Source organism: Gemmatimonadota bacterium (genome assembly GCA_039715185.1).
Taxonomy (GTDB): Bacteria; Gemmatimonadota; Gemmatimonadetes; order Longimicrobiales; family RSA9; genus DATHRK01.
Map to the genome: position 1 here is coordinate 33,809 of JBDLIA010000014.1, position 16,181 is coordinate 49,989.

The 16,181-nt window shown below is 68.3% G+C and carries 14 protein-coding genes; 9 read left to right on the forward strand and 5 right to left on the reverse strand.

From position 1 onward, the window contains the following. Positions 1–65: 65 nt before the first annotated feature. The 8 genes from topA to ABFS34_04445 all read left to right on the forward strand — a co-directional run bounded on the left by topA (position 66) and on the right by ABFS34_04445 (position 9,753). Complete coding sequence (topA, locus tag ABFS34_04410; GenBank protein ID MEN8374669.1) at positions 66–2,372, forward strand: type I DNA topoisomerase; 2,307 nt, start codon at positions 66–68, stop codon at positions 2,370–2,372. A gap of 13 nt (positions 2,373–2,385) precedes the next feature. Beyond that, on the forward strand, positions 2,386–3,762 hold the full coding sequence (gene trmFO / locus ABFS34_04415; GenBank protein ID MEN8374670.1) for a methylenetetrahydrofolate--tRNA-(uracil(54)-C(5))-methyltransferase (FADH(2)-oxidizing) TrmFO: 1,377 nt from the start codon (positions 2,386–2,388) through the stop codon (positions 3,760–3,762). Then, on the forward strand, positions 3,759–4,697 hold the full coding sequence (locus ABFS34_04420; protein ID MEN8374671.1) for a tyrosine recombinase XerC: 939 nt from the start codon (positions 3,759–3,761) through the stop codon (positions 4,695–4,697). Before trmFO ends, ABFS34_04420 begins: the two co-directional genes overlap by 4 nt. 136 nt (positions 4,698–4,833) lie before the next feature. Continuing rightward, the gene (gene hslV / locus ABFS34_04425) at positions 4,834–5,373 is read left to right on the forward strand and encodes an ATP-dependent protease subunit HslV (protein ID MEN8374672.1); all 540 of its coding nucleotides are present in this window, start codon (positions 4,834–4,836) and stop codon (positions 5,371–5,373) included. Between the two features lie 2 nt (positions 5,374–5,375). Continuing rightward, entirely contained in the window at positions 5,376–6,950 is a 1,575-nt protein-coding gene (gene hslU, locus ABFS34_04430; protein ID MEN8374673.1) for an ATP-dependent protease ATPase subunit HslU, read from the forward strand. 180 nt (positions 6,951–7,130) lie between these two features. Next, positions 7,131–8,105 (forward strand): ornithine carbamoyltransferase, encoded by a 975-nt coding sequence (gene argF / locus ABFS34_04435; GenBank protein MEN8374674.1) that lies wholly within the window; start codon positions 7,131–7,133, stop codon positions 8,103–8,105. Further along, positions 8,105–9,223 (forward strand): glycine cleavage system aminomethyltransferase GcvT, encoded by a 1,119-nt coding sequence (gcvT, locus tag ABFS34_04440; GenBank protein MEN8374675.1) that lies wholly within the window; start codon positions 8,105–8,107, stop codon positions 9,221–9,223. The genes argF and gcvT overlap by 1 nt, the downstream gene beginning before the upstream one ends. Then, positions 9,220–9,753: a MogA/MoaB family molybdenum cofactor biosynthesis protein gene (locus ABFS34_04445; protein ID MEN8374676.1), complete on the forward strand. Its 534-nt coding sequence runs from the start codon at positions 9,220–9,222 to the stop codon at positions 9,751–9,753. The genes gcvT and ABFS34_04445 overlap by 4 nt, the downstream gene beginning before the upstream one ends. 43 nt (positions 9,754–9,796) lie before the next feature. On the opposite strand, the gene ABFS34_04450 is transcribed toward ABFS34_04445, so the two are convergent. From ABFS34_04450 to ABFS34_04465, 4 genes are all read right to left on the reverse strand, one after another. Continuing rightward, positions 9,797–10,414 (reverse strand): TetR/AcrR family transcriptional regulator, encoded by a 618-nt coding sequence (locus ABFS34_04450; protein MEN8374677.1) that lies wholly within the window; start codon positions 10,412–10,414, stop codon positions 9,797–9,799. 41 nt (positions 10,415–10,455) lie between these two features. Further along, a complete protein-coding gene (locus ABFS34_04455) occupies positions 10,456–12,546 on the reverse strand; it encodes an MBL fold metallo-hydrolase (GenBank protein ID MEN8374678.1) in 2,091 nt (696 codons plus the stop codon). Positions 12,547–12,636: 90 nt separating this feature from the next. Further along, positions 12,637–13,107, reverse strand: coding sequence for a DoxX family protein (locus tag ABFS34_04460; GenBank protein MEN8374679.1), 471 nt, complete (start codon positions 13,105–13,107; stop codon positions 12,637–12,639). Between the two features lie 83 nt (positions 13,108–13,190). Then, positions 13,191–13,667, reverse strand: coding sequence for a MarR family transcriptional regulator (locus tag ABFS34_04465; GenBank protein MEN8374680.1), 477 nt, complete (start codon positions 13,665–13,667; stop codon positions 13,191–13,193). A gap of 178 nt (positions 13,668–13,845) precedes the next feature. Here ABFS34_04465 and ABFS34_04470 point away from each other — a divergent pair, with 178 nt between their 5' ends. Beyond that, entirely contained in the window at positions 13,846–15,438 is a 1,593-nt protein-coding gene (locus ABFS34_04470) for a sigma-54 dependent transcriptional regulator (protein MEN8374681.1), read from the forward strand. 4 nt (positions 15,439–15,442) lie between these two features. Here the strand turns inward: ABFS34_04470 and ABFS34_04475 are convergent, their stop codons facing one another. Continuing rightward, positions 15,443–16,069 carry a hypothetical protein gene (locus ABFS34_04475; GenBank protein ID MEN8374682.1) on the reverse strand — a complete coding sequence of 209 codons (627 nt, stop codon included), beginning with the start codon at positions 16,067–16,069 and terminating at the stop codon, positions 15,443–15,445. Positions 16,070–16,181: the final 112 nt, after the last annotated feature.

Genomic DNA, 16,181 nt, shown 5'->3' on the forward strand with positions numbered 1-16,181 from the left:
AGGCGGGGCCCGGGACGGTCGGTTCGCGGCATGCCCGCCCCGATTACTTCATACACCTGGAGAGCATGTCGAAAGCAGCTACGAAGCTGGTGGTGGTCGAATCCCCGGCCAAGGCGCGGACCATAGGCCGCTACCTGGGGGATGCCTACGACGTGAAGGCATCGGTGGGGCACATTCGCGATCTCCCGCAGCGCGAACTGGGCGTGGACGTGGACGACGGCTTCGAGCCCAAGTACGTGACCATTCGCGGGAAGGGTAGGGTCATACAGGATCTGAAGCGCGCGGCGCAGTCGGCCGACGAGATCATCCTGGCGACCGACCCGGACCGCGAAGGTGAAGCGATCGCCTACCACGTCGCGGAGCAACTCGGCTGGGGGACCAGCGACAGCCGGAGCTTCCGGCGTGCGCGCATCTTCGAGATCACCAAGGACGCCGTAGGGCAGGCGCTCGAGGACAGCGGCCAGCTCGACATGCGCAAGGTGGACGCGCAGCAGGCGCGGCGCATTCTGGATCGGTTGGTCGGCTACCAGGTCAGCCCGCTGCTGTGGAAGCCCATTCGCCCGGGGTTGTCGGCCGGACGCGTGCAGACGGTGGCGCTACGGCTGATCGCGGAACGGGAGAAGGAAATCCGCGCGTTCGTCGCCGAGGAGTACTGGAGCATAACGGCTCGGCTGTCGGCGCACGGCGAGGCATTCGAGGCCAAGCTCCACCACGTCGACGGGGAGACGTTCCGGATCGCCGACCAGGCGGGAGCGGACGGCGTCCTGGGTGCCATCGCCGGGCTGCCTTTCGAGGTGGCGGAGATTCGGCGGCGCGAGCGGCGCAAGAACCCTCCGGCGCCGTTCACGACCTCCACGCTCCAACAGGAGGCCGCCAAACGCCTCGGTTTTTCGGCCCGCAAGACGATGCGGACGGCGCAGTCGCTCTACGAGGGGGTGGAGTTGGGCGCGGAAGGCGCCGTGGGGCTCATTACCTACATGCGCACGGACTCTACTCGCGTGTCCGCGGCGGCCGCCGAGTCCGCGCGGGGCTGGGTCCGGTCCTCCATCGGCAAGGAGTACGTGCCCGCCAAGCCACGGGTGTGGGGCGGCAAGCAGCAGAAGGGGGCGCAGGAGGCGCACGAAGCCATTCGGCCGACCGGTCCGGCGCGCCATCCCGACCAGGTGCGGCGTCACCTGAGCAAGGACCAGACGCGACTCTACGAGCTCATCTGGCTGCGCTTCGTCGCCGCGCAGATGGAGCCCGCGGTGTTCGACACCACCAGCGTCGACTTTCCGCTTCCAGCGGCCGACGGCAAGACCTATCTGTTCCGCGCGAATGGCTCGGTGATGAAGTTCGATGGCTTCACGCGACTCTACCGGGAGGCGCGCGAAGAGGGCGACCACCAGGCGCTGGACGATCTGGATCCGCTGCCTGCGCTCCACGAGGGAGAGGTCTGCGACCTGCGCGAGCTGGTGCCCGCTCAGCACTTTACCCAGCCGCCTCCGCGCTACAGCGAGGCGAGCCTGGTCAAGCAGCTGGAAAAGCTCGGGATCGGACGGCCCTCGACCTACGCGTCCATCCTTTCGACCATTCGCGACCGCGGCTACGCGGAGATGGAGAAGCGCCGGTTCCACCCCACGGCTCTCGGCGAGACGGTGGCAGACGTGCTGGTGGAGCTGTTCCCCAGGCTGTTCGCCGTCGATTTCACCAGCCGACTGGAGGCCGAGCTCGACCGCATCGAGGACGGCGAGCTGGACTGGCGAGGCGTGCTGGGGGAGTTCTACGGGCCGTTTGCACAGGCGCTGCAGTCGGGCGAGGTGCGCGCGGAGGACGTCGTCCGGGAGGTGGTCGCGGGCGACGCCAAGGACTGCGAGGTGTGCGGCCGCGAAATGGTCGTTCGCTGGAATCGATTCGGGCGTTTCCTGGGCTGTTCGGGATACCCCGATTGCAGCCACACCGAGTCGTTGGACGGCGAACGATCCGAGCCGCAGCCGACGGGCGAGCAGTGTCCCGAGTGCGGCAGCGACCTGGTGGAGCGCCAGGGCCGCATGGGTGCGTTCATCGGCTGCTCCAACTATCCCACGTGCAAGTACACCAAGCCGCGCACGATTCCGGGGCTCACGTGCCCCAAGTGCGGAGAGGGAGATGTCGCCGAGAAGCGTACGCGCCGCGGTAAGTCGTTCTGGGGCTGCGCGCGCTATCCGGAGTGCGACTGGTCGACGTGGGACAAACCCGTCCCGGGCCCGTGTACGGTGTGCGGACACGCGCTGGTGAACGAGAAGACCACGAAGGCCAAGGGGACGTTCATCCATTGCCCGCAGTGCAAGTCCGAAATGGACCCCGCTCAGTTCGAGGCCGAGCGCGCGGAGGCGGCTACCGCCGAGGGATGAGCGCGCGCGGATCATCGTGAGCTCGATCCGAGTTCTCGGTGGCGGTCTCGCGGGCTGCGAGGCTGCCTGGAGGTTGGCGCGGTCCGGGCACGATGTGGAGTTGTGGGAGATGCGTCCGGTGCGGGCCACCCCGGCGCACCGCAGCGACGCGCTCGCCGAGTTGGTGTGCACGAACTCGTTCAAAAGCACCGACACGACCAACGCGCACGGGCTGCTCAAGGCCGAAATGCGCGTGCTCGGGTCGATCCTGCTCGACGCCGCCGAGGAGTCCAGGGTACCGGCCGGGACCGCGCTGGCGGTCGATCGGGGGTTGTTCGCCGCGGCCATGACGCGGCGCATCGAAGGCCACGGGCGTATCGAGATCGTACGTAAGGAGGCCACCGAGGTGCCGCCCGGACCCACGATCGTAGCCACCGGGCCGCTCACCTCCGATGCGCTGTCGGCGTCGATCGTGCGGCTGCTCGGGGACGAGGGGCTGGCCTTCTACGACTCCATCGCGCCGATCGTGGCGCAAGACTCCATCGATCTGAGCGTCGCCTTCTACGGGTCCCGGTGGGGCAAGGGCGATGGCGACGACTACCTCAACTGTCCGCTGGACCGGGATCGGTACGAGCGGCTCATCGACGCCATCGCCGAGGCGGACACGTACGCCGGCCACGACTGGGAAAACGTGCCCTTCTTCGAGGGCTGCCTGCCGGTGGAGGAGATGGTGCGGCGCGGCGCCGACACGCTCCGTTTCGGTCCCATGAAGCCGGTGGGACTGCCGGACCCGCGCACGGGCCGGCGCGCGCATGCCGTCGTACAGTTGCGCCGCGAGGACCGCGCGGGGCAGATGTGGAACATGGTGGGCTTCCAGACCCGGCTGCGCACGGGCGAGCAGCGTCGGGTCTTTCGCCTGATCCCGGGGCTGGAGAACGCAGAATTCCTGCGCACCGGCTCGATCCACCGCAACACCTACCTCAACTTCCCGGAGCGCCTCACCGCTTACGGGGCTCCGCGTGGCCGGCCGGACGTGATCATCGCCGGACAGCTCACGGGCGTGGAGGGCTACACCGAGTCGGCGGCCAGCGGCATTCTCGCGGGCATCAACATGGATCGCGTGGCGCGCGGCCTCGCTCCGACCGTGCCACCGGCGACCACCATGCTCGGCGGCCTTTATCGCTTTCTGGCGCAGGCGAGCCCGAAGGAGTTCCAGCCGATGAACTCCAACTTCGGTCTGCTGGAGCCGCTCCAGGAGCGCATCCGCGACAAGAAGGCCCGCCGGGCGCGCCTCGCCGAGCGCGCGCTGGCCGACATGGTCGCCTGGGCGCAGGAGATCGGCGTCGACGTCCGCTCGGGCGACGCTTCGGGCTCGACGATTCTGCCCCGCACCGCAGGCGCGGGGTCGTGAGCGGGACCGGGCCCGATCCGGCGCGCTCGCCGCACGTCCAGCGTTACCTGCGGTACCTGGAGGATGGCCGGCAGCTGAGCCCCCACACCGTGGCCGCGTACAGGCGCGACCTGGATGAGCTGGTCGCTTTTCTGTCCGGCCACCTGGCGTCCGGCTGGTCGTGGCGCGACGTGGGCAGGAACGACCTGCGCGCCTTCACCGCGGAGCTGTCCAGGCGGGGCCTCGCCCGGCGCACCATCGCGCGCAAGCTGTCGTCCGCGCGGGCCTTCTTCCGGCACCTGCACAGGGAGGGCCTGCTGGACGTGAATCCCGCGCGCTCGGTGCGGGCGCCCAAGGTGGAGAAGACCCTCCCGGCCTGGCTCGGGCGGTCCGACGTGCAGCGGCTGTTCGCCGTGGTGGAGGCTCGCGGCGCGGAGGGGGGCTTCAACGCCACGCGGGATCACGCCATGGTCGAGGTGCTATACTCGAGCGGGTTGCGGCTGGCCGAGCTGAGGGGGCTGGATGTGGGGGCGGTGGACCTCCTGGCCGACCAGGTGCGGGTGCTCGGGAAGGGTCGCAAGGAGCGCATTGTTCCGCTGGGCGGGGCCGCCGTCCGGGCGCTCCGGCGTTACGAGGCCCGGTGGAACGAGGTCATGTCCGTGTGCCCCGAAGGCGACCGGGACGCGCTGTTCGTCTCCGGGAACGGCCGCCGGCTTTCGGCTCGCCGCATACAACAGATCGTGCGGGCCTTTCTGGACCAGGTCGCTGAGGGCTCGGGCCTCACGACGCACTCGCTTCGGCACAGCTTCGCGACTCACCTGCTCGACGCGGGAGCCGATCTGATGGCGGTCAAGGAACTGCTCGGACACGCCTCCCTCTCCACCACGCGCATCTACACGCACACGTCCACCGAGCGCCTCAAGCGAGTCTACGACGACGCGCATCCCCGCGCCTGAAACCAGGTCTGTCCGGAGCAGGGCAACGAGGGCGCCGTCCCCGGTGCACTCCTGGGGCGCAGCGGGGTAGGGGGGCGAACGGATTTTCCCAGCGCGGCGGCACGATCGGTCGCGCGCCGGATGACGACGAGCCGACATGAACACGAGCATACACGCGACGACCGTGGTCGCCGCCCGAAGAGACGGCCGACTCGCGCTGGGTGGCGACGGACAGGTGACGCTGGGCGACACCGTGCTGAAGGGCTCCGCGCAGAAGGTGAGGCGTTTGCGCGACGGCAGGATCCTGGCCGGGTTCGCGGGGTCGGTGGCCGACGCCTTCACCCTGTTCGAGAAGTTCGAGGAAAAACTGGAGCGCTATCCGGCGAACCTGCCCAAGGCCGCGGTCGAGCTGGCCAAGGACTGGCGCACGGACCGGTACCTGCGCCGGCTGGAGGCTCTCCTGATCGTGGCCGACGCCAAGCACATGTTCGTGATCGGGGGCGACGGCAACGTGATCGAGCCCGACGACGACGTGGTCGCCATCGGTAGCGGCGGAGCCTACGCGCTGGCCGCGGCGCGAGCGCTGCAGTCGCACTCCGACCTGGCCGCCGCCGGCATCGTGCATCGATCGCTCGAAATCGCCGCCGACATCTGCATCTACACGAACCAGCAGATCACCGTGCTGGAGTTGGAATAGAGATGGACCCCAAGGATTCGATCGACATCGAAGGCGGCGGCGTCGGGGTAGAGGCGCAGTCCGCCGACGGCGGAGCCCAGACGGCCGCCCCCCCCGAGCTGCCCTGGCTCGATGAGCTCAGCCCGCGCCAGATAGTCGCGGAGCTGGACAAGTACATCGTGGGACAGGACGCGGCCAAGAAGGCCGTGGCCATCGCGCTCCGCAACCGCTGGCGGCGCCAGCAGGTCGAACAGGAGCTACGCGGCGAAATAGCGCCCAACAACATCATCATGATCGGGCCGACGGGCGTGGGGAAGACCGAAATCGCCAGGCGGCTCGCGCGCCTCGCCGGAGCTCCTTTCGTGAAGGTGGAGGCTTCCAAGTTCACCGAAGTGGGCTACGTGGGGCGCGACGTCGAGTCCATCGTGCGCGACCTCGTCGACGTGGGCGTCAATCTGGTGCGCGACGAGCGCGAGGCGGAGGTGGAGGAGCTGGCCGCCAATCGCGTCGAGGAACGCGTCCTCGACCTGCTCCTGCCTCCGACGCCGCCTGTCCCGGCCCACGAGGCCGCCGCCGAGGCGGACGTCCAGGAGCCGCTGCCGGACGCGACCGCCGGTGAGCGCCCGGCGACTCCCTTCATCGTCAACTCTACGGGTGCCATCCGGCGCCGCGATTTGGACGGACAGGCGGGGCCGGAGGATCCCAACCTGGAGCGGCGCAAACGGACCCGCGAGAAACTGCGCGGCCTGCTCCGGGACGGGAAGCTGGAGGAGCGCTACCTGGATCTCGAAGTTCAGCAGTCGCTGCCGATCGACAACATGATGATCCCGATGGGCGGCGTCGAAGGCATGGACTTCAACTTCACCGAAATGCTGCAGGACATGCTGCCCAGAAAGAAGAAGCGGCGCAGCGTGACGGTGGCCGAGGCGCGGCGCATCGTGATGCAGGAAGAGCTCGACAAGCTCGTCGACATGGACGAGGTGGTGAACGAAGCTCTGCTGCGCGTGGAGGAAATGGGCATCGTCTTCATCGACGAGATAGACAAGGTCGCCGGCGAGCGCGGCGGGCACGGGCCGGACGTGAGCAGGGAAGGGGTGCAGCGAGACCTGCTGCCCATCGTCGAGGGCAGCACGGTCGGTACCAAGTACGGCCTCGTGCGCACCGACCACATCCTGTTCATCGCGGCCGGCGCTTTCCACGTGGCCAAGCCCAGCGACATGATTCCGGAGTTGCAGGGACGCTTCCCCATTCGGGTCGAATTGTCGGCGCTCGGCGAGGAGGACTTCGTGAGAATCCTCTCCGAGCCGCGCAACGCGTTGTTGCGCCAGTACGAAGCGCTCGCCGGCACGGAGGGCGCCAAGCTGGAGTTTACCGAGGACGGCGTGAACGAAATCGCGCGCGTGGCCGCCGACGTGAACGAGCGCATGGAGAACATCGGCGCGCGCCGTCTGCACACCGTGCTCACGACGCTCTTGGAGGACCTCCTGTTCGATCTGCCCGAGGTGGAGCACGATCGCCTCAGGATCGACGCGGAAACGGTGCGCGACCGGCTCAAGGCGATCGTCGAGGACGACGATCTGCGACGCTACATTCTGTAGTCCAACTCGGGGTTCGAAGCGGCTTGCCGCCACCCGGCCCCAGGTCTAGTGTACCATTGCAGAAGTCCCGTAGGCGTTCCGCCTTGCCCCGCGGGCGCATCACGCGCCTCGGTGCACACGGGACTTCCGCGCCGGCACACTAGGTTGCGCGCTGCGCGCGAACGCCTCCAACCGGTCGATATGCACGCTACTCGGCATTTTCTCGCCGTACCGGACCTGACGCGGGAAGAGCTGTACGACGTCCTCGCGCTGGCGCACGATTTGAAGGCCGGCCACCGCAGGGACAGGCCCCTGGCCGGTCGTACCCTCGGCATGATCTTCACCAAGAGCTCTACCCGGACGCGGGTGTCGTTCGAGGCCGGCATGTTCCAACTCGGCGGCCACGCGCTGTTCCTGTCCGCGCGCGATATCCAGCTTGGGCGCGGCGAGCCCATCCGGGACACCGCTCGTGTGCTGTCGCGATACCTGGACGGGATCATGATCCGTACGTTCGATCACGAGGACGTGCGCGAGCTCGCGAAGTACGCGTCCGTCCCAGTGGTGAACGGGCTCTCCGACCTGCTGCACCCCTGCCAGCTCCTGGCGGACTTGATGACCATGCAGGAGCAACTGGGACAGGATCTCGCCGGCAAGCGTGTGGCGTGGATCGGCGACGGCAACAACATGGCCAATTCCTGGCTGAACACCGCGGCACGGCTCGGCTTCGAGCTGCGCATCGCGTGCCCTCAGGGATACGAGCCCGACGCGATCGTGCTGCAGCGCGCGCGCGCGGCCACGTCGGTCAAGTTGACGGGCGACCCGCTGGAAGCGGCGGCCGGAGCGCACGTGATTACGACCGACGTGTGGGCGTCGATGGGCAGGGAGGAGGAAGTCGCCGAGCGCGCCGGGGCGTTCGCCGGTTTCCGGGTGGACGAGGAGTTGATGCTGAAAGCGGATGCCGAAGCGATCTTCCTGCACTGCCTACCCGCCCACCGCGGAGAAGAGGTGACCGAGGGCGTGTTCGAGGGCCCGCAGTCGTTCGTCTTCGACGAAGCCGAGAACCGGTTGCACGCGCAAAAAGCACTGCTGATCAGGCTCATGGGAGACGAGGGAGACCGCCTGTCCCCAAGCGCCGCCAGGGAAGCGACCTCGGCCATGACGAGCGGAGCCCGGTGATGCAGACCGCGGACCAGGGCCTGCGCGCGACACCGCTCGACGCCGAGCACGCCCGCCTGGGGGCGAAGATGGTGCCGTTCGCGGGCTACTCGATGCCTGTGCACTACTCCACCGGGATCGTCGCCGAGCACAACGCGGTGCGGACCGCGGCCGGGCTGTTCGACGTCTCGCACATGGGGGAGTTGTACGTGAGCGGGCCCGGCGCCCTGGCGTTGATCCAGTACGTGTCGACCAACGATGCCAGCGCGCTGGACGTGGGCCAGGCGCAGTACACGGCGCTGTGCCGGGAAGACGGGGGGGTGCTGGACGACTGCCTCGTGTACAGGCTCTCCGACGCCTATCTGATCGTCGTCAACGCCTCCAACCTGGACAAGGACCGCGAGTGGATCCGGGGGCACGCGGCGGCCTTCGAGGTGGCCATCGACGACCGGTCGGAGCGCACGGCGCTGCTCGCCCTGCAGGGTCCCAGGGCGGCGGAGATCCTGGCTTCCATCACGACGGTCGATCTGGACGCGGTGGGATACTACCGCTTCGCCGAGGGGGCGGTGGGCGGACGGCCGGCGCTGGTCGCCCGGACCGGCTATACCGGCGAGGATGGCTTCGAGCTGTACGTGGCCAACGAAGACGCTGCCGCGGTCTGGCGCGCGTTGCTCGAGAAGGGCTCGGCGGCCGGGTTGCTACCCGCCGGCCTCGGAGCGCGCGATTCGCTACGCCTGGAAGTCGGCTACGCGCTGTACGGCAACGACCTGGACGAAGAGCACACGGCCATCGAGTCGGGCTTGGGCTGGGTCGTGAAGCCGGACAAAGGCGATTTCGTCGGCCGAGACGCGCTGGTGAGGGAGAAAGCGGAGGGAGCCGTGCGCCGGCTGGTCGGCTTTCGCCTGAGCGAACGGGGCATACCGCGGCCGGGCTACCCCCTTCAAGTGGGCGAAGAGGTGGTCGGCCGGGTCACGAGCGGCGTACACTCGCCGTCCCTCGGCTGCGGCGTTGGGTTGGGGTACGTGGCGCGCGAGCACGCCGCGAAGGGAGCCCTGATCGACGTGATCATTCGCGGCAAGCCGGTGCCCGCCGAAATCGAGCGGCCGCCGTTCTACAAGGACGGGTCCATCAGGCGGTGACCGCGGACCGGGAAGGCCCCAGGCACGCCGAACCGCGCGGGGCCGTACGCGTCGCGGCGCTGACCGTGTCGGACGGGGTCGTCAGCGGACACCGCGAGGACCTCAGCGGCAGGGCGATCGCGGAGTGGGCGGACGCGCGCGGCCACGCGCTGGTCGATCGAAACGCCGTCGCCGACGAGGTGGATCGGATCCGTGCGGTGCTCGAGTCGTGGACCGCCTCCGGCTCGGTCGATCTCATCCTGACCACGGGGGGAACGGGCTTCACCGCCCGGGATGTGACGCCCGAGGCCACCGCGCCGCTGATCGAGCGAGACGCGCCGGGCCTGGCCGACGCCATCCGGCGACTCGGCGCGAAGAACACCCCCTACGCGATCCTGTCGCGTGGCCTGGCCGGGATCCGCGGCCGCACCCTGATCGTGAATCTCCCGGGAGGCACTGGAGGCGTGCGCGACGGCCTCGCGGTGCTGGACGAGGTGCTCCATCACGCCGTGGACCTCCTCAGGGGAGAGCGCACCGACCACACCGCTTAAGCCCTGCTCGCTACTGGCGCTAAGTTACTACCGTCGTTGTGACTTACGCTGTTCCGAGACCCTTGAACAACAGGTCCAGACGCGCCGTAACGCGTCCCTCCAGGTCCAGCGTCGAGTCGCCGCCCCAGCGGATGACGTTGAAGAAGAACATCTCCTGAAGCATGAGCGATGCCGTCCGAGGGTCGACATCGACGCGCACGTCTCCCCGCCTTTTGCCGGCCTCGATCCAGCCGTCGTAGATGCGGAACAGGCGCTCCATGACGTCGCGATTGTCCACCAGGAGCGCCGGCTTGGTCAGCAGCTCGGCCACCAAGATGCGGTGCAGGCGAGCGTCCTCGGCGGTGATGTCCCGGACGGACCACAGGAACTGCTCGCGGAATCGGTTGAGGGTGGTTCTGGCGGTGACCCGGCCCGCGTGCCGGATGGCTCTCTCGTTCCACTCCCGGTGGAAGTCGGCCAGGACGGCCTCCTTCGCGGGGAAGTAGTTGAAGAACGTGCCGACGGCCACGTCGACACGCTCCGTGATGTCCTCCACCCTGGTACCTTCGTAGCCGCGCTCGCGGAACAGCGTCATGGCCGCCTCCACCAGGCGGTGACGCGTCTCCAGCTTGCGGCGCTCGCGGCGCGACAACTCCTGCCTGGGCGGTGGCCTCGTCGTCATTCTTCCGCAAATGTGGGGCTGCGCTCGGCTTTCGTCTTCGCCTACCGCAGCACGATACCGTTCTTGACCCTCAGCCGGATGTCGCGGATGGCGCTCAACTCGCTCAGGGGATCCGCTCCCAGCACGACGAAGCTGGCTTCGTAGCCGTCCCGCAGGAAGCCGATTCGTCGCTCGGGGAATATGAGCCGCGGCGTTTGCACCGCCAGAAGTGTAAAGATCTGGGCGTCCGTGAGCGCATCGAAAGTGGCGAGATGCAGGGCCTCCGCCACCGAGGTGCCGACGAAGAGGTCACTGCCGACCGCGAGCGGCGCGCCGGCCTGCGCCAGCGTGGCCAGGTTGTGCGCGTGAACGGTGCGGAACGCCTCCGCCCGCGGGTCGTCCGGCGTGCCCAGGGAAAGCGTGGTCACCACCGGGACACCGGCTCGTCGCGCGGCGAACGCATCCTGCGGGGTGAGCCGCCACGCGGCGGGATCATCGACCCCCGTTCCCTCGCCGATCTGCCATGACGCGGGCATGTGCGCGATCCAGTCGACGCCCGCCTCCAGCGCCACCCTGAAGTCGGCGGCCGTCTCGATGTGCGCCGACACCGCGAGGCCGTCGCGGTGGGCGAGCTCGACCAGCCGGCTCAAGACCTCCGGCGTCACTCCCGGGCGCGCCGAGTAGCGGGGAGGAGCTGCGCCAAACGCCTCCGGATCGTCGCGCCTTCTCTCGATGTCGTCGGAGAAAGCCACGATCACCTTCACGAAGCGATCGTTCCGAGCCCGGATCGCCGGCCATTTGCCGTCGAGCGTGGCAGGATCATCCACGACGAAGTACAGGCTGCCTTCCAGTTCCGGGCCCTTCACGCCGGCGCCGTAGCGTCCGGTGCTCGCCATCGCCGCGTAGAAGCGCGGCATGACGCCCCAGGACGGTGTCACGACACCCTGGGTGTAGGAGACATCCACGAGCGCGGGGTCCTCCGCGCGCGACCTGTGCGCCTCCGTCACCGCCGTCGCCGCATCCTGTACCGCGGCGTAGAACACCCCATCGGCCAGGAATCGCTGGTGCTCCGCGTCCAGCGTGCGCGCGTCGGACAACCGGTGCGTGTGCGCCTCGGCGAACGGGGGAACCACCCAGCCGCCGCCCAGGTCGATCGTGCGGTCCACGCGCGGCGGCCTGGTCGTGGTCAGCACACCGCCCACGGCGTACATGGTGGTGGGGGTGAACCCGCCGTCGTCGAACCAGCGCCCGTTCTCGAACGCGAGCGACGGCGCGCCGGGGTTGGTGCGGGCGCGCGCCACGGATCGGTAGATGCTCTCCAGGAAGAATTCTTGACGTACGCCGCTGCCCTCCCACGCCGCGAGCTCGGCGGGGAGGCCGAGAAGCTGCGTTTGCAGGAGCGAGAGGCCCCTGTCCATGCGCGCCCGCACCGTGTCGACCGCCGCGGCCACCAGATCCCGGAGCCCCCGGACATCTTCCAAGGTGGCGGTGTGATCGTGCCCGGGCACGACGATCACGTCGTCAGGCACCGCGGCCAGGATTCGGTCCAGGCCGTCCAGCAGCCCGTCGACGTCGGCGCCGGCGTCCAGGCTTATCCACGGCTGATGAGGCACGAACGCGTCCCCGGTGGCCAGCACGTTGGAGCCCTGGAACCAGACGGCTACGTCGCCCGCCGTGTGCGCGCGCGGCAAGTGGAACAGGGTGATGCGCTCACCGTTGAACCGGAGAGTCAACGAGTCCCGGAACGTCTCGGTAGGCCGGGCCCCGTCCGGAAACGGCGTAAGCACGACGCCCGCCATGAGGGCGGTCCGCTCCATTCGCTCGGCGGTAGCCTGGTGGGCTATCAGGCGGGTGCTTCCGTCCGCGTAGAGATGGTTCGCGAAGCCGTGGTGCTGATGGGTGTTGAGCAGTATGTCCGGCTCGGACTTGCCGGCCAGCTCGGCAAGGCGAGCCCGCACGCCCGCCACGGCGAACGGGTATCCGGTATCGACCATGAGCAGGCCGTCCGGGCCGACGGAAACGACGATGTTGTCGACGGCTCCATCGATCCGGTACAACGACCCGGCCAGAGGCGTAACGGCTATCGGCTGCTGACCCGCGCCCTGGTTCGGGGCGAGCAGGGCAAGCAGGACGACAAGAACCTGCGCACGCATTGGAGACGTTCCTCGCTAGGGGGAGCCCTCGCGGCGCACCGCGCCGGCCTGATATGAATACATTCAAAGATGAATTAATTCACTTTGATGTCAACCCCGAGGCCTACGTCGGGCCAGCGCGAGGTCCACCGAGGCGCGCCCGCCGCCCAGCAGCAGCAGCGTCACGGCGATCGACACCACCAGCAGATGGAGCTCAACGCCCTCACCCGCCTGGGAGCCGGACCAGTTCATGAAGAAGCCGTTGTCCAGGTGGCCTCCCACGGTCACCGCGCCCACCATGATCGCGACGATGCCAACGGCCCAGGCGCGCGTCAGGAAGCCCGCCGCGAGCGCCGGGGAGCCCAGCACCTCGATCAGGATGGTGCCCAGGCCCAGCGCGTACGGCATCCCGAGCGTGTCGGTGAAGTAGCCCATGGTGCCGTCGAAGCCGAAGCCGCCGAACCACCCGAACGCCTTCTGGGCGCCGTGCGCGAACATGACGGCGGCGAGGGGCACGCGGAGCAGGGCCGGTGCGGGAGAGTCCGTGGTCACCAGAAAGCGACGTAGCAGCGTGGAATTCATGGGCTTCCTCCGATCATCGTTAGGTCAAAAATTGATAGATCAACTAAATACCTACGAAAACACCCATTCGCTTCGCCGCGGGGCTAGGGGGAACGGAGTCCGGCGCGCACCGAATCGAGGGCCCCGATCAGCGCGCGCACTTCTTCGTCCGCGAGCGACGCGAAGCAACCGTCGTCGAACTCGTCCATGGTTGCGTCCAGCCGGTCCACGACGGCGCGGCCCTCTTCGGTGAGTTCGCAGAGCACTCTGCGCCTATCCTCGGGGCAGCGGCTTCGCTCGACGAGCCCCTTCGCCTCGATGCGATCGAGCAGGCGCGTGGGTCCCGGAGCCGGCTCCAACAGGCGATCCGCGATTTCCATCGTCGGCAGGGGAGTTCCCGCCCCGCGCAGAATCCTGAGGACGTTGTACTGCTGACCGGTCAGGCCCTCGTGCTGGACCGCCGCGTCGAACCGGTTGCGCAGCAACGCCGCGCTGCGCAGCAGCGCCACGACAGCCTCCTGGGAAGCCGACCGAAACGGTCGGGACTGCTTGATCTCTTCTCGTACCGAGGTCGCTCGCATGTCGATACCTTACACTTCATTGATTGATTAGTCAAGTACTGTTGAAGAGCAAACCGGGGCGCCGGTTCGAACCAGCGCGCGCGAACCGGGCGGTAGCGCGAAACGGCTCTTTCCAACAGCTTTCACGCTTCCCGGAACTCAAGGGGGGAGAGTCATCCCGGACCAACCCGAAGCGGTCTTGATCACCACCGTCGACCTCGAGTCGGCGGTGCACCTGCGGGACGCGTTCGCCGAGGCCGGATTCGCGACCGAGTTACTCACGCGCGAGGAGTCGGTGGCCGACTACCCCGACGCGGCCCTGCTGGTGCTCGCCGGTGAGCTACGCCGCCCCGCAGCCAGGCGGCGCGTGGCGGAGGCGGAGGAATTGGATCACCTCCCGGTAATCGGGCTGGCCGGATCCGCCCCCGAGGTGGCCGCGTGTCGGGACCTGGGGCTGGCGGCGTGCCTGGTGAAGCCGCTCGATCTGCGCGAGGCGGTCGCCGAGGGTCGCCGGCACGTAGAGCGTCGCAGACTGCGGCGACTGACGGGAATAGTGGGAGACACCGAGCCCGTGCAGGAAGCGCTCGAGCGAGTCGTTCAGTTCGCTCCGGTCAACGCGACGGTGTTGATCACCGGTGAGAGCGGCACGGGCAAGGAACTGATAGCTCGCGGCATTCACGCGCTGTCCGCCCGCCGCCACAAGCCTTTCATAGCGGCCAACGTCGCGGCGCTGCCCGAGACGATCCTCGAGTCGGAGTTGTTCGGCCACGAGAAGGGCGCGTTCACGGGCGCCATCGCCCAGAGGAAGGGTCTGTTCGAGCTCGCCCACAAGGGCACGCTCTTTCTGGACGAGATCGGCGAGATGCCGGGCTCCACGCAGACCAAGCTGCTCCGAGTTCTGGAAGAGCGCGAGTTCCTGCGGGTCGGCGGAGAGGCGCCCCTCCGCGTCGATGTGCGGGTGCTCACCGCCACCAATCGCGATCTGAAAATGCTGGCCGACTTCGGCAAGTTCAGGCGGGATCTGTACTACCGCCTCAACGTGCTGCACATCGCCATGCCGCCGCTCAGGGAGCGGCTGGCGGACATCCCGCTGCTCGTCGAGGCGTTCGCCAGGGAGGTGGCCAAGCGCCACGACCGGGACCCCGTGACTCTATCGCCCGAAGCGGTGAGGGTGCTACAGGCCTACGACTGGCCGGGCAACATCCGGGAGCTGCGCAACCTGGTGGAGTCCATGGGAGTCCTGACCCCGGGGAGAGAGATCCAGCCGAGCGACATTCCGGGCGCCATCAGGTCCGGCGGGGGCATGGCCGGGGTCCCGGCGCTGCTCTCCCCGGGCGGTGATTCCGACGGTCTCCGGCCCGAGCTCGAGTTCGTCTTCCGTACCCTGGTGGACCTGCGCGTGGACATCGAGGATCTGCGCGACCGCTTCGAGGTGTTTCGCCGGGATCGCGCCCTCAGCGGCTCCGCGGCTGGCACCCGCACCACGCTTCTCCCGGCCGGGTTGGCCGGCGGCGTAGAGGTGGTGGACGCCGAGGAGGTTCCTGTGCGTGAGGGCGTGGAAGTGGGGGTGTCGTTCGGCGCAGCAGCCGACCACGCGTTGGCGGCGGAAGAAGAGGACCTGGAGGGCGTGATCGTCTATCGCCCCGGGATGACCTTGCAGGAGTTGGAGCGGGAGGCGATCGCCGCGGCCCTGGCCGAGGTCAAGGGCAACCGCCGCAAAGCCGCGGCTGCGCTGGGGATCGGCGAGCGCACGCTGTACCGGAAGATCAAGGAATACGGGATCCCGCTCTAGTGGACTAGGAGTCTCCCTCCGCGTCGGCCTGCGATCGCACCCGGGCGCGTTCCTCCTGCAGTTCCACGATTATCTCAGCCCAGGCATCGCTGGTTACCCCTTCGTACTCCAGCGAGAGCGGGATTTCGAGGTCGATATCCTCGTCGTAGGCATAGACGGCGAACTGAAAGTCCTGCTGCTGAAGCCGCTGCCGACCCCACTCCGGGGTGACCGGAATGATGGCGAGCGGCTGCATCAGGCGGCCCTGCTGGAACAGCCAGACCTCTTCGGGCTGGTACGTAACGTCCTTGTCGTAGCTGAAGAAAGACACGAAGAACAAAGTGGGGTCGCTTTCGCGCGACTCGCGCGCGGCCTGCTCACGCCGGGCTTCGGCGAGGCCGTGCAGCCGATCGTACGTATCGGGAGCGGTCAGCCTGATGACCGACTCGTCCATCGGTGTAACCTTCAGAAGGAGCGCCCCGGTGCGGATCTGGATGGTGGCCTCATCCTGCTTCAGTCGCCCGTATCCCGCCGGTACCAGCCCCCCTTCTTCGCCTTGTGCTTCCGCTTCCGGGGTCGGTCTCTGGGCTTCAGCGCCGCCTCCACACGCGGTCGCCAGCGCGAGCGTCAGCGTGACAATGGCTCGTTTCACGAGTGCTCCTCCTCTAGCAGGTCGCTGAAAAAGGGTAGCGAGCCGCGTTGGGAGCGCCACGGGGTCGGCTGCGAGGCGGCGCGACGACGCGATACCGTTGCGTATCGGGGAG